The sequence below is a fragment of the Pseudomonas fragi genome (assembly GCF_025426255.1).
Classification (GTDB): Bacteria; Pseudomonadota; Gammaproteobacteria; order Pseudomonadales; family Pseudomonadaceae; genus Aquipseudomonas; species Aquipseudomonas kulmbachensis.
The window spans coordinates 1,324,388-1,337,950 of sequence record NZ_CP104861.1 but is presented as its reverse complement, the minus strand read 5'-3'; the positions used below and the strand labels follow the sequence as shown (position 1 = coordinate 1,337,950).

The 13,563-nt window shown below is 57.8% G+C and carries 13 protein-coding genes; 2 read left to right on the top strand and 11 right to left on the bottom strand.

The window, feature by feature from the left end:
• Positions 1–3 precede the first annotated feature (3 nt).
• The 8 genes from pabC to N7D90_RS06240 form a co-directional block, all read right to left on the bottom strand.
• Complete coding sequence (gene pabC, locus N7D90_RS06275; protein ID WP_261741353.1) at positions 4–822, bottom strand: aminodeoxychorismate lyase; 819 nt, start codon at positions 820–822, stop codon at positions 4–6.
• A complete protein-coding gene (fabF, locus tag N7D90_RS06270) occupies positions 822–2,066 on the bottom strand; it encodes a beta-ketoacyl-ACP synthase II (protein ID WP_261741352.1) in 1,245 nt (414 codons plus the stop codon). The genes pabC and fabF overlap by 1 nt, the downstream gene beginning before the upstream one ends.
• 111 nt (positions 2,067–2,177) lie before the next feature.
• On the bottom strand, positions 2,178–2,414 hold the full coding sequence (gene acpP, locus N7D90_RS06265) for an acyl carrier protein (protein ID WP_016779952.1): 237 nt from the start codon (positions 2,412–2,414) through the stop codon (positions 2,178–2,180).
• Between the two features lie 191 nt (positions 2,415–2,605).
• On the bottom strand, positions 2,606–3,349 hold the full coding sequence (gene fabG, locus N7D90_RS06260; protein WP_261741351.1) for a 3-oxoacyl-ACP reductase FabG: 744 nt from the start codon (positions 3,347–3,349) through the stop codon (positions 2,606–2,608).
• Positions 3,350–3,365: 16 nt separating this feature from the next.
• Positions 3,366–4,304, bottom strand: a complete 939-nt coding sequence (gene fabD / locus N7D90_RS06255; protein WP_261741350.1) for an ACP S-malonyltransferase — start codon at positions 4,302–4,304, stop codon at positions 3,366–3,368.
• A 126-nt stretch (positions 4,305–4,430) separates the two neighbouring features.
• Positions 4,431–5,441, bottom strand: a complete 1,011-nt coding sequence (gene plsX / locus N7D90_RS06250) for a phosphate acyltransferase PlsX (protein WP_261741349.1) — start codon at positions 5,439–5,441, stop codon at positions 4,431–4,433.
• A gap of 4 nt (positions 5,442–5,445) precedes the next feature.
• Positions 5,446–5,628 (bottom strand): 50S ribosomal protein L32, encoded by a 183-nt coding sequence (gene rpmF, locus N7D90_RS06245; RefSeq protein ID WP_003442519.1) that lies wholly within the window; start codon positions 5,626–5,628, stop codon positions 5,446–5,448.
• Between the two features lie 13 nt (positions 5,629–5,641).
• Entirely contained in the window at positions 5,642–6,169 is a 528-nt protein-coding gene (locus tag N7D90_RS06240) for a YceD family protein (RefSeq protein ID WP_261741348.1), read from the bottom strand.
• Between the two features lie 105 nt (positions 6,170–6,274).
• On the opposite strand from N7D90_RS06240, the gene N7D90_RS06235 reads away from it, so the two are divergent.
• Entirely contained in the window at positions 6,275–6,853 is a 579-nt protein-coding gene (locus tag N7D90_RS06235; protein WP_261741347.1) for a Maf family protein, read from the top strand.
• 132 nt (positions 6,854–6,985) lie between these two features.
• On the opposite strand, the gene sppA is transcribed toward N7D90_RS06235, so the two are convergent.
• Genes sppA through rluC form a run of 3 tightly spaced genes read right to left on the bottom strand, consistent with a single transcriptional unit; the run spans position 6,986 to position 9,607 of the window.
• Complete coding sequence (gene sppA, locus N7D90_RS06230; protein ID WP_261741346.1) at positions 6,986–7,975, bottom strand: signal peptide peptidase SppA; 990 nt, start codon at positions 7,973–7,975, stop codon at positions 6,986–6,988.
• Between the two features lie 20 nt (positions 7,976–7,995).
• A complete protein-coding gene (locus tag N7D90_RS06225; RefSeq protein WP_261741345.1) occupies positions 7,996–8,661 on the bottom strand; it encodes an HAD-IA family hydrolase in 666 nt (221 codons plus the stop codon).
• On the bottom strand, positions 8,648–9,607 hold the full coding sequence (gene rluC, locus N7D90_RS06220; protein ID WP_261741344.1) for a 23S rRNA pseudouridine(955/2504/2580) synthase RluC: 960 nt from the start codon (positions 9,605–9,607) through the stop codon (positions 8,648–8,650). The genes N7D90_RS06225 and rluC overlap by 14 nt, the downstream gene beginning before the upstream one ends.
• 721 nt (positions 9,608–10,328) lie before the next feature.
• Here rluC and rne point away from each other — a divergent pair.
• Positions 10,329–13,529 (top strand): ribonuclease E, encoded by a 3,201-nt coding sequence (gene rne, locus N7D90_RS06215; protein WP_261741343.1) that lies wholly within the window; start codon positions 10,329–10,331, stop codon positions 13,527–13,529.
• The last annotated feature ends 34 nt before the right edge of the window (positions 13,530–13,563 follow it).

Here is a 13,563-nt window from a genome sequence, read left to right as displayed (position 1 = left end):
GAATCAAACATCCAATAGGGTGCGAGCAATGCCTTGCAGTTTACGGGTGAGTGGCCCCACCGGCCAGCTCAGGTCTGCATATGCACGTACGGGCCAAACGCCATACACGCTGTTACAGAGGAAGATTTCATCGGCCTGCTGCAGTTGCGCAAGGCTGATGTCAGTGACATGACAAGGGATGCCCAGACGCTCGGCCTCGGCCAGCAGTGCGGCCCGCATCACGCCTGCCACGCCACAGCGGTGCAGGTCGGCGGTCAGCAGAGCCCCGTCGCGCACCATAAACAAATTGCTGAATACACCTTCGATCACCCGCCCCGAGGTGTCGCGCATCAAGCCCTCGGCGTAGGCCGGGTCTTGCCATTCGGAGCGCGCTATTACCTGTTCGAGTCGATTGAGATGTTTGAGCCCCGCCAACAGCGGTTGCTCGGCCAAACGGGTGGCACAGTCAAATAGCGCAATACCTTGCAGCGCATAGGCCTCAGGGTAAGCAGCAGCCGGACTGGCTTGCAGGATTCTTCGAGGTAAAGCCTCGGGGGACGCGCCATAACCACGCAGGCTATCGCCACGGGTCAGGATGAGCTTGAGGACGCCCTCGCCCATCGCTTGCGCATAAGCCAGCAATTCGCTGCGGATCAAGGGTTGATCCGCAACAATTGCCAACCGGGAACAGCCCTGCGCCAGACGCTGCAAATGCAGCTCCAGCAACAACGGCGCGCCAGCCTTGACCGCGATGGTCTCGAATAGACCATCGCCGTAGGCCAGCCCACGGTCTTTAAGCGACGCCAGAGCGTTCGCCGGTTGACCGTCGACCCAGCTTTGCATCAGTCGGCGTACCGACGGAAAACCAACGAACCGTTAGTTCCGCCAAAGCCGAACGAGTTGGACAGCACCACGTCGATCGGCATTTCGCGCGCGGTATGCGGCACGAAGTCCAGATCGCAGCCTTCATCAGGCTCGTCGAGGTTGATGGTCGGCGGAGCGATCTGGCTGTTGATTGCCAGTACGCTGAATATCGCCTCAACCGCGCCCGCCGCACCCAACAGGTGACCAGTCATGGACTTGGTCGAACTCACGGCCAACTTGTAGGCGTGATCGCCAAACACCGACTTGATTGCCGCAACTTCTGCCAGGTCACCGGTAGGTGTCGAAGTACCGTGGGCGTTGATGTACTGCACCTGGTCAGCGTTCAGCTGAGCATCGCGCAATGCATTGGTGATGCAGCGAGCAGCGCCCGCACCATCAGCCGGTGGCGAGGTCATGTGGAAAGCGTCACCGCTCATCCCGAAACCAATCAACTCGGCGTAGATGGTCGCCCCACGCGCCTTGGCATGCTCAAGTTCTTCAAGCACCAGCGCACCGGCACCGTCAGACAACACAAAACCATCACGGCCCTTGTCCCACGGACGGCTGGCACGAGCCGGATCGTCGTTGCGGGTCGACAGCGCACGGGAGGCACCAAAGCCGCCCATGCCCAGACCACAGGCAGCCATTTCGGCGCCGCCGGCAATCATTACATCGGCTTCGCCGTAAGCAATGTTGCGTGCGGCCATACCGATGCAGTGCGTGCCCGTGGTACAGGCCGTCGAAATGGCGTAGTTAGGCCCCTGTGTACCCAGATGGATAGACAGAAAACCGGAAATCATATTGATGATCGAGCCGGGCACGAAAAACGGAGAAATCCGTCGCGGGCCTTGCTCGTGCAGGGTACGGCTGGTTTCTTCGATATTGGTCAAACCGCCAATACCCGAACCCATTGCCACACCGATGCGCTCACGATTGGCGTCGGTTACTTCAAGGCCGGAATTACGCACAGCCTGAAACCCAGCTGCCAAACCGTACTGAATAAACAGGTCAAGTTTTCGGGATTCTTTGACGGAGAGGTAATCCTCAACGTTAAAGCCCTGTACCGAGCCGCCAAAACGGGTGGAATAGGCAGAAAGATCCGTGTGTTCGATCAGACCAATGCCACTTCGGCCTGCCAGAATGCCTTGCCAGGTGGTTTGTACATCCGCACCCAGTGGCGACAACATCCCCATACCGGTGACTACGACGCGTCTACGCGACACAGCACTCTCCTTTATTCTATTGACGACACTTTGCATCACACCTAAAGAAAAAACCGCACGCCAGAGCGGCAGTGCGGTTTTTCCATGACAGCGAGCAACGATTACAAACTATTACGCCTGGTGGCTAGTAACGTAATCGATAGCTGCTTGTACAGTAGTGATCTTTTCAGCTTCTTCGTCAGGAATCTCAGTCTCGAATTCCTCTTCCAGAGCCATCACAAGCTCAACGGTGTCAAGGGAGTCGGCACCCAGGTCTTCAACGAAGGAAGCGGCATTGGTCACTTCTTCTTCTTTAACGCCCAGTTGCTCGGCAACGATTTTCTTGACGCGCTCTTCGATGGTGCTCATACCTTGTTTTCACTCCTAATGGACAAATTCAGGCAGCTGGCCAGTGGGCAAGTGTATCGAAAGCCTTTTCAGTTTTTCAACTGAAAGCTTTGCACTCACACCGCAACAACCGGCTGCCTATAAATAGATTGCAGCTTTATAACGGATTTTAGACAGCTCGTATGACATTTTTTTGAAGCAATCCGTCACATTTAACTCATGTACATCCCGCCGTTGACTGGGATTGTAGCCCCAGTCACGTAGGCTGCACCGTCAGATGCCAGGAAAGAGACCACGTTTGCGATCTCTTGAGCCTGGCCCAAACGGCCCAGCGGAATCTGTGTCTGCAAGGCGTCACGCTGTGCTTGTGGCAACTCACGGGTCATATCGGTATCGATAAAACCTGGAGCCACCGAGTTGACAGTGATTGAGCGCGAGCCCACTTCACGTGCCAGCGCACGGCTGAAACCTTCAAGACCTGCCTTGGCGGCGGCGTAGTTTACTTGGCCTGCGTTGCCCATGGCACCCACAACAGAGCCAATATTGATAATTCGTCCCCAACGGGCCTTGGTCATGCCGCGCAAAACCCCCTTGGACAGGCGATACAGACTGTTCAGGTTGGTATCGATAACGTCATGCCATTCGTCATCTTTCATGCGCATCATCAGGTTATCGCGGGTGATACCGGCATTATTGACCAGGATTGCCGGCGCGCCGAACTGTTCCTGAATGCTCGCCAACACCGCAGCAACCGATTCGTTGCTGGTGACATTGAGTTCCATGCCAGTGCCCTGAACACCGTTTTCTTTCAGGGTGGCAGCAATGCGCTCGGCACCGGCAGCCGAAGTCGCAGTACCAATGACAATGGCGCCCTGACGACCCAACTCCAATGCGATAGCCTGGCCAATGCCACGGCTAGCGCCCGTTACCAGTGCAACTTTACCTTGCAAGCTCATGCAGGCTTCTCCTGATTCAGGCCAGAGCCAATCGCGCAGCGGCGAAGGCATCCGGGGTGTTCAAATTGTGAGTGGTTACGCCTTCAGCGCAACGCTTGCTGATGCCCACCAGGACTTTACCCGGGCCGCATTCAACCAGATCAACGGGACCTGCGGCTGCCAATGCTTGCACCGACTCAACCCAGCGTACAGGCTTGTACAGCTGCTCAAGCAAATCGCGCTTGAGGGTTGGCAAGTCAGCCGCCACAGCAGCGCTGACGTTCTGCACCAGCGCAATGCTCGGCATTTTCCAGTCAATCGCTTCGATGGACTCGGCGAAACGCTCGGCAGCAGGACGCATCAGCTCGCAGTGCGAAGGCACGCTCACCGGCAACGGCAGCGCACGCTTGGCGCCTTTGGCCTTGCACAGCTCCATGGCGCGCTCAACAGCGGCTTTGGAGCCAGCAATTACGACCTGACCCGGCGAGTTGAAGTTAACCGCACTGACCACTTCACCTTGCGCCGCTTCGGCACAGGCTGCCAGCACGTCAGCATCTTCCAGGCCCAGGATTGCCGCCATGGCACCCTGCCCGGCCGGCACCGCTTCTTGCATCAGTTGGCCGCGACGCTCAACCAGCTTGACCGCCTCAGCCAATGTCAGGCATTCGGCAGCGACCAGCGCGCTGTACTCGCCCAGGCTGTGACCCGCGACGAAGTCGGGGCGCTTGCCGCCTTCAGCCAACCACAGACGCCACAGGGCAATCGAGGCAGCGAGAATGGCAGGCTGGGTAATATCAGTTTGATTCAGCTTCTCTACAGGACCTTCCTGGATCAGCGCCCACAGGTCGTAACCCAGAGCATCGGAAGCTTCTTTAAATGTTTCCAGGACCAGCGGATGCTCCGCGCCCAGCTCGGCCAACATGCCGAGGGACTGCGAACCCTGCCCTGGAAAGACGAATGCGAGGGATGTAGACATGTAACAAGCCCCTAATAATCTTGTCGTCGGAGAATTGACGTCCTACCGAGGTGGACGCAAGAAACTGACAGTTGGATGGCTGATTAGACCAAGCGGTCACATTTAAGCACCCGCCCGGTAAAACGCCTACGGTAACAACCCTTCCAGGCGTCCATACAAACGCTTTGGCAGGTCTTCATGGATTTCAATCAGTGCGCGCTCTATCGCACTCTGAAAGCCCTGAGCACCTGCCGAACCGTGACTCTTGACCACAATTCCCTGCAACCCGAGAAAGCTCGCACCATTATGCCGCGCCGGTGCAAGGTCGGCCTGCAAACGCCGCATCAACGGCAACGCCAGCATCCCTACGCAGCGACTGAACAGGTTACGCCTGAACACTGCCTCAAGCCGACTGGAAATCATCGTCGCCAGGCCTTCGCTGGATTTGAGCATGATGTTGCCGACAAAACCGTCGCACACCACCACATCTGCTTCGCCACGGTACACCCCGTCGCCCTCGACAAAACCGATGTAATGCAGCCCCGGCGCCGCCTGCAATAACGCCGCGGCCTCCTTGACCTGCTGGTTACCCTTGACGTCTTCGGTGCCGATATTGAGCAAGGCAACCCGCGGACGCAGAACACCCAGCGCCTGCGCCGCCACAGACCCCATCACCGCAAACTGGAATAACTGCGCGGCCGTGCAATCGACATTCGCGCCCAAGTCCAATAACTGACAGTAGCCAGTCTGGGTCGGAACCGCCGCCACCATCGCCGGACGATCAATTCCCGGCAAGGTCTTGAGCACATACCGGGACAACGCCATCAGCGCACCGGTGTTACCGGAGCTCACACAAGCTTGCACCTTGCCATCACGCAACAGCTCCAACGCAACACGCATGGACGAGTCCGGCTTGCTACGCAAGGCATGCGAAGGCCGCTCATTCATGGCAATCACTTCTGAAGCTGGGGTAATTGTCAGGCGCGAGCGATCCACAGCCGAATGGCCGGCGATCAGAGCTTCAAGTACGGAGGGTTGACCGACGAGGGTCAGGTGTAACGAGGGAGTTGCAGACAGGCAGGCAATACAGGCCTGAACAATGCTGCGGGGACCGAAGTCCCCGCCCATTGCGTCGATCGCGATGACCTGAGCGGACAAGTGATTACTCGTCAGCGCCCTTGTCGATCACTTTACGACCACGGTATACGCCTTCTGGCGATACGTGGTGACGCAGGTGAATTTCACCGGTGGTTTTTTCTACAGACAGAGTGCTAGCCGAAAGAGCATCGTGCGAACGACGCATGTCACGGGCAGAGCGGGATTTTTTGTTCTGCTGAACAGCCATAATTAATTAACTCCTAAACGTTTGGGTCACGCTTTAACTGCGCCAATACACTGAACGGGTTGGACCGCGTTACCTCGTCCTCGCTCGGTTCGGGCTCATCGAGACCCGCCGGCTGCTGGCATTCTTCCGGATGATGAGCAGGCACAATGGGCAAGGCAAGCAAAAGCTCTTCCTCGATCAGTGCCAGCAGATCCAAAGGATCTTCGCCCAGTTCCAGCACGTCATAACCTTGCGGTAACGACTGGGTATTTGCACCCTCTTTCACCACAGCATAACTGCACTCGCTGTGGATCGGCAGGGTGACCAGCTCAAGACAGCGCTGGCAAACCATTTTGACCTCGGTGTCGATAGAGCTGTGGATGACCACAGATCTACGTTCATCTCGTTCAAAAATAAACTTCGCCTGGACCGTTCCGAGAGTATCGGAAAGCGGGTCGCAGAGTCTCTCCAAATCAGCCAGCAGCACTTCACCTTGAAGGGTAGTGCCACGATCAGCTAATTTGCGCGGGTCAACGTGAGGTGGAATCGGGTCATTCAACATAGGCGCAGCATTTTAGGGACGACCCCCTCACCTGTCAAAGGAAATTGTGCCTGTGCGACATCCCGTGCGCCCGTTAGAATCTTCGGCCCACCACAGGAGTCGCGCATGCTGCCTTTATTACTTGCTTCAAGCTCGGTTTATCGCCGCGATTTACTGGCTCGCCTGCGCCTGCCTTTCAGTTGCAGCTCGCCTGATATCGACGAAAGCCACCGCCCTGGCGAGAGCGCCATTGAGCTGGTCAAGCGCCTGTCTCTGGAGAAGGCCCGAGCACTTTCTGCCAGCCATCCGAATCATCTGATTATTGGTTCGGACCAGGTCGCCGTTTTCGACGGACAGATCATAGGCAAACCCCACACCCACGACAAGGCGCGCCAGCAACTGATGAACGCCAGTGGCAACAGCGTCAGCTTCCTTACCGGCCTGTGCCTGCTCAACAGCCATACCGGCCTCCACCAGACCGACTGCATATCCTTCACCGTACACATGCGCACGCTAAGCACAGAACAGATCGAGCGCTACCTGCTCGCCGAACAACCCTACGACTGCGCAGGCAGCTTCAAAGCCGAAGGTTTGGGCGTGAGCCTGTTTCAGCGCACCGAAGGCGATGACGCCACCAGCCTGGTCGGCCTGCCGCTGATTCGCCTGGTAAGCATGCTGCTCGCCGAAGGCGTCGATATTCCCTAAATGAACAAGGATATCCGTAGCAGCTGCCGAACGCAGCCTCGTTCCTTCGGCAGCTGCTACGCGACCAACTTTTTGCCACACATAAAAAAACCGGCCCTCTCACAGGCCGGTTTTTTTTGAAGCACTCAACAATCAGCGCAGGGTCGGCCCCTGAAAGCCCATCCACATTGCCAATTGCTGAGCCACGCTGGCACCGAGCTTTTTCGAGAAGCGGTCGAAAGTGGATTCCTGAACCGTGAAGTCCACCAGCTCCTTGGCGCCGATTACATCGCGAGCGACCGAACTGGCATTACCCAGCCCATCGATCAGACCCAATGGCAGCGCTTGCTGACCGGTCCAGACCAGCCCCGAGAACAACTCCGGGTGCTCCTTGTCTTTCAAACGATCACCACGCCCCTGCTTGACGCTGGCAATAAACTGCTCGTGCGTCACATTCAGAACGCCCTGCCAAAACTTGGTTTCGTCCGGCTTTTCAGGCTCAAACGGATCCAGAAACGCCTTATGTTCACCCGAAGTGTAAGCGCGACGCTGAATACCCAGTTTGTCCATCGCACCGACAAAACCAAAGCCTGCCGCCGTCACACCAATCGACCCCACCAGACTGGCCTTGTCGGCGTAAATCTCGTCGGCCGCACTGGCAATGTAATAAGCGCCGGAAGCACCCAGATCGGAGATCACCGCATACACCTTGGTGTCCGGATGCAGGCCGCGCAAACGACGAATTTCATCGTAAACATAACCCGACTGCACTGGACTGCCGCCAGGGCTGTTGATGCGCAGCACCACGCCCTTGACCTTGGGATCCTCAAAAGCCGCCTGCAGACTGGTGACCAGATTGTCGGCACTGGCCTCCTCTTTGTCAGCAATCACCCCACGCACATCAATCAGCGCCGTATAGCCGGAGCCGCTGACGGCTGTACGCTCCATATCCAGCAGCGGCGTAAAAAGCACTAATACCGTGATCAGATAGCAGAACGTCAACACTTTGAAGAAGATGCCCCAGCGACGCGCACGACGCTGCTCTTGAACACCTGCCAACAAGGTTTTTTCCAGCAACTTCCAACTCTTGTCGTCACCGACAGCCGGCTCAGCCGCAGAGGGCGCCTTCCATTGATCAACCATGCACTACCCCAGCAAAAATCTTAATTAGCCTGGCGACCCAGCCAGGCGCGCAACTCGGGAAAACTATCAATCGCCAACTTCGGCTCGAACGTCAGCAAGCGCTCCATTGACTGAGCACCATAACCTACCGCAACGGAATCGATGCCCGCATTGCGCGCCATCAGTAAATCAAAGGAAGCGTCGCCCACCATCAGCGCCTGCTCCGGGCGCACATCGCAATGAGCCAGAATTCGGTTCAGCATCAAAGGATCAGGCTTGCTTGCCGTCTCATCTGCCGCACAGGTGATATCGAAAAACTCCTCCCAACCGTGAGCCTTGAGCACACGATCAAGACCGCGACGCGCCTTGCCAGTAGCAACTGCCAGGCGATAGCCCTGGGCACGGAATACTTCAAGCGACTCCCTGACCCCAGCAAACAGCGGCGAGGGCTCGGCATCCATGGCCATGTAGACATCCGCATAATGCTGGCGAAAGGCAATTACCTGCTCATGCGTCATATCCGGATAAAGCGTCAGAATCGCTTCAGGCAAGCCAAGACCAATAATCCCCTTTACCGAGTCCGCATCGCGCTCCGGGCGATCAGCACGCCGAGCCGCAACTTGCATCGCGGTGACAATACGACCGATGGAATCGGCCAGCGTGCCATCCCAGTCAAAGATCAGCAGCTTGTACTCAGTAGGGGACACTCAGTCGCTCCACGGTCTTGGCCCACATCTCATCTACCGGGGCCTGGAATTTCATTTCACCGCCATCTGGCATAGGCACGGTCAGCATATAGGCATGCAGAAACAGCCGCTTGCCGCCCAGATCACGGATCTCCTTGGAGAAGCCTTCATCGCCGTACTTGGTATCACCGGCAATGCAATGCCCGGCGTGCAGGGTATGCACGCGGATCTGGTGAGTACGACCGGTGATCGGCCGCGCCTCAACCATGGTTGCGAAATCACCGAAGCGGCGCAGCACCTTGAACACGGTCACCGACTCTTTGCCTTCTTCGTTGACTTCGACCATGCGCTCACCTGAACGCAGGTTGCTTTTCATCAGCGGCGCACGCACCTGCTTGATCGAAGCAGCCCAATTGCCACGTACCAGCGCCATGTAACGCTTGTCGATACCGTCGCCACGCAGCGCTTCGTGCAAGTGACGCAGCATGCTGCGTTTTTTGGCAATCATCAGCAGGCCGGAAGTGTCGCGATCCAGACGGTGCACCAACTCCAATTCCTTGGCGTCGGGGCGCATCTGACGAAATGCTTCAATTACGCCAAACGTCAGGCCGCTGCCACCATGCACGGCGATACCTGCAGGCTTGTTCAGCACAATCAGCGCCTTGTCTTCGTAGACAATGGCCGCCTCCAGGCGCAACAGCAAACCTTGCGCCACAGGCACCGGCTCGTCGCGCTCAGGCACGCGAACCGGCGGCACGCGCACGATATCGCCTGCCTGCAGCTTGTACTCGGGCTTGATCCGCCCCTTGTTCACACGCACTTCGCCTTTACGCAAAATGCGGTAAATCAAGGTCTTGGGAACACCCTTGAGCCGGGCAAGTAAAAAATTGTCAATGCGTTGGCCGGCATATTCCGGCGAGACCTCAAGCAGCTGGACGCTGGGGGTCGGGGGGGTAGTCGTCGTCATGCCGCGGATGATAACAATTTTTTATGGAATTGAAGCACTTAATCATTGCTGCTATAGTCGCGAACGCCGCCAAAAGCGGCCTGGACAGAGGATTAACGGTGAATAACCGGCCCTGACCAACGCTCTTAACAAGGACGCGAGGCCGTCCCACGGGGCTTTTGCTACACACGCAAGACCCGGAGTTGTAACAAGCGCAGGTGACATGAGGCCTGAAGCGAGCCTGGAAAGCGGAGTGAAAACTCGCCTTTTGCGCCGACATTCACGGCCAGTTCACAAAGTGCAGTCAGCTTCGGGAATTTCGAGCGAAAGCTTCGGAAACATCGCCTTTATTAGCCATGATGCGTGAACTCCCCTTTTGGAGAACACGGTAAATGCCAACCCGCTGCGGATTCTGCGCGCGGCAGCACCCGAATTATCAGGGATACGTGTAGGGTGGAGATGCACAACCGCCGGACTGTGTAGCAATAGGCTTTATCAAGACGCTTCATCTCGTCCACAGCCGCCGGTTGATTCCTCCTCCTGACCAGACTTTTGCTTAAGAGGTGCTTTAGCACCACAGCAAGCAGGAAGCGTAAGTCACGACTTCGTCCCCAAGGGCCGAACCTCGTTGTACACAGGAGTGGCCAACAACTCCTGACGCACCTGACACCGACCATGAGAAGTCGTGTGTGCCGAACGCCGTTTCCGGTAGCCCGGAAACCGACGGTACAACATGAAAAGAATGCTGATTAATGCAACTCAACCTGAAGAGTTGCGCGTAGCACTGGTAGATGGCCAACGCCTCTACGACCTGGACATCGAGTCGGGTGCACGCGAGCAGAAGAAAGCCAACATCTACAAAGGCCGTATTACTCGCATCGAACCAAGCCTTGAGGCTGCCTTTGTCGACTTCGGCTCTGAGCGCCACGGCTTTCTGCCACTCAAGGAAATCTCCCGCGAGTACTTCAAGAAAGCCCCTGAAGGCCGCGTAAACATCAAGGACGTCCTGAGCGAAGGCCAGGAAGTTATCGTGCAGGTCGAGAAAGAAGAACGTGGCAACAAGGGCGCAGCCCTGACCACCTTCATCAGCCTCGCTGGCCGTTATCTGGTTCTGATGCCTAACAACCCACGTGCTGGCGGTATCTCCCGTCGCATCGAAGGTGAAGAGCGTAACGAACTGCGTGAAGCGCTGAACGGCCTGATCGCCCCTGCCGACATGGGCTTGATCGTACGTACTGCAGGCCTGGGCCGCAGCAGCGAAGAAATGCAGTGGGACCTCGACTACCTGCTGCAATTGTGGACCGCCATTAAAGAAGCCTCGCTGGATCGCTCCGCGCCATTCCTGATCTACCAGGAAAGCAACGTGATCATCCGCGCCATCCGTGATTACCTGCGCCAGGACATCGGCGAAGTACTGATCGACAGCGTTGAAGCCCAGGACGAAGCCCTGACCTTCATCCGCCAGGTGATGCCGCAGTACGCCAGCAAAATCAAACTCTACGAAGACAGCGTTCCGCTGTTCAATCGTTTCCAGATCGAAAGCCAGATCGAGACCGCCTTCCAGCGCGTCGTTGAACTGCCTTCCGGCGGCTCCATCGTTATCGACCCGACCGAAGCCCTGGTGTCTATCGACATCAACTCGGCCCGCGCCACCAAAGGCAGCGATATCGAAGAAACCGCACTGCAGACCAACCTTGAAGCGGCTGAAGAAATCGCCCGTCAATTGCGCCTGCGCGACATCGGCGGCTTGATCGTCATCGACTTCATTGACATGACCCCTGCCAAAAACCAGCGCGCCGTGGAAGAGAAAGTCCGCGAATGCCTGGAAGCAGACCGTGCCCGCGTACAAGTGGGTCGTATCTCGCGCTTCGGCCTGCTGGAAATGTCCCGTCAGCGCCTGCGTCCATCCCTGGGTGAAAGCAGCGGCATCGTTTGCCCACGCTGCAACGGCACTGGCATCATCCGTGATGTTGAGTCGCTGTCGCTGGCCATCCTGCGCCTGATCGAAGAAGAAGCCCTGAAGGACCGTACTGCCGAAGTACGTGCCCAGGTGCCAATCCCGGTTGCCGCATTCCTGCTCAACGAAAAACGCAACTCGATCACCAAGATCGAACTGCGCACCCGCGCTCGCATCGTCATTCTGCCGAACGACCACCTCGAAACGCCGCACTTCGAAGTTCAGCGCCTGCGTGATGACAGCCCGGAAGCCCACACCAACCAGTCCAGCTATGAAATAGCTGCCGCTGCTGCTGAAGTGGAAGAAGTCCAGCCGGCTGCTGCCACCAGGACTCTGGTTCGCCAGGAAGCCGCGGTCAAAACAGCACCGCCGCGCACCTCGGCCCCGGTACCTACCGAAGCCGCCGCTGCACCTGCTCCGGCAGCACCTGCACCCGTTGCAACCATCTCCGAGCCAAGCCTGTTCAAAGGTCTGGTCAAGTCGCTGGTAAGCCTGTTCGCCTCCAAGGAAGAGCCTGTTGCTCCGACCGTAGTCGAGAAGCCTGCAACCCCTGAGCGCCCTGCTCGCAACGAAGAGCGTCGCAACGGCCGCCAGCAAAGCCGCAACCGCAACGGTCGCCGTGATGAAGAACGCAAACCGCGCGAAGAGCGTGCACCACGTGAAGAACGTGCTGCTCGTGAACCACGTGAAGAGCGCACACCTCGCGAAGAAACCCCGGTTGTTGCTCAAGCACCTCGCGAAGAACGCGCTCCGCGTCCACCGCGTGAAGAGCGTGCTCCACGTGCACCGCGCGAAGACCGCAAACCTCGTGGCGAAGGCCGTGAAGAACGCGTCCGCGAACTGCGCGAACCTCTGGATGCCGCGCCTGCCGTAGCTGCTGCCACTGCAGTAGTCGCTGAAGAGCGCGCACCGCGCCCACCGCGTGAAGAACGTCAGCCGCGCGCACCTCGCGAAGAGCGTGCTCCACGCGAAGAGCAGGTTGTAGCCGCTGTTGAAGACGAAGAAGTGCTGTCCAGCGAAGAGCAATCCCAGGACGAGAACCAGGACAACGCCGAAGGCGATCGTCCACGTCGCCGCTCCCGTGGTCAGCGTCGTCGCAGCAACCGTCGTGAACGTCAGCGTGATGCCAACGGCAACGTGATTGAAGGCTCGGAAGAGAACAGCGAAGAAGGCAACGCCCAAGACGCTCCTGCAACCACCCTTGAAATCGCCGCCGGTCTGGCCGTGACTGAAGCTGTTGCCAGCTCGGTAATCAGCGCTCCTGCTGAAGCCCAGGCTCATCAGCAAGCAGAGCGCGCTACTGAAGCAACCCAGGAATCGGCCCCGGCTGAAACCGCAGTTGCCGTAGAAGCTGCACAGGAAGTCATCGCTGTCGAAGCGCCTGCTGCTCAAGCGCCAGTTGCTGAAGCCACCGCTGTTGAAGCACCGGTTGTAGAAGCTGTCACTCCGATCGACGTGATCAAGGCTCCTGAAGTTGAAGTGGCTCCGGTTCAAGAAGCACAGCCTGAAGTCCAGGTCGTTGCCGAGCCGGTTGTTGCTGCTCCAGAGCCTGCCATCGAAGCCGTGGTGCAAACCCCGGTAGTTGAAGCACCGGCTATCGAAGCGCCAGTCGCCGAAAAGGCACCGGAACCTGTCAAGGAAGCCCGCTTTGTACGCGAGCCAATTGCAGAACCCGCCGTTGTTGAAGCCGCACCTGAACCCGTTGTTGCAGTTGAACCTGCAGTGGTAGCGGTTGAAGCTGTAGTCGAAACTGCAGTCACCGCACAGCCAGCTCCGGTTGAAGCTGTTGTGGCAACAGAAGTGGTTGAGGTTGTAGTGGCAGCCGCTCCGGTTGTCAGCGCCCCAAGCAATGGCCGCGCACCTAACGACCCGCGTGAAGTACGTCGCCGCAAGCGTGAAGAGGCTGCCGCAGCCGCTGCCGCTGCTCAGGCACCTGCAAGCGAAGCCGTAGCCCAGGAAGAACACGAGTCCAAACCCCTCGCGTAATTCCGTAGGCCACTAAAAAGCCCCGCCAGTTCTG

Coding starts and splice junctions, on each gene's coding strand:
- pabC (WP_261741353.1), bottom strand. CDS start 822: ATGCAAAGCTGGGTCGACGGTCAACCGGCGAACGCTCTGGCGTCGCTT.
- acpP (WP_016779952.1), bottom strand. CDS start 2,414: ATGAGCACCATCGAAGAGCGCGTCAAGAAAATCGTTGCCGAGCAACTG.
- fabG (WP_261741351.1), bottom strand. CDS start 3,349: ATGAGCTTGCAAGGTAAAGTTGCACTGGTAACGGGCGCTAGCCGTGGC.
- fabD (WP_261741350.1), bottom strand. CDS start 4,304: ATGTCTACATCCCTCGCATTCGTCTTTCCAGGGCAGGGTTCGCAGTCC.
- rpmF (WP_003442519.1), bottom strand. CDS start 5,628: ATGGCTGTTCAGCAGAACAAAAAATCCCGCTCTGCCCGTGACATGCGT.
- N7D90_RS06240 (WP_261741348.1), bottom strand. CDS start 6,169: ATGTTGAATGACCCGATTCCACCTCACGTTGACCCGCGCAAATTAGCT.
- N7D90_RS06235 (WP_261741347.1), top strand. CDS start 6,275: ATGCTGCCTTTATTACTTGCTTCAAGCTCGGTTTATCGCCGCGATTTA.
- sppA (WP_261741346.1), bottom strand. CDS start 7,975: ATGGTTGATCAATGGAAGGCGCCCTCTGCGGCTGAGCCGGCTGTCGGT.
- rluC (WP_261741344.1), bottom strand. CDS start 9,607: ATGACGACGACTACCCCCCCGACCCCCAGCGTCCAGCTGCTTGAGGTC.
- rne (WP_261741343.1), top strand. CDS start 10,329: ATGCTGATTAATGCAACTCAACCTGAAGAGTTGCGCGTAGCACTGGTA.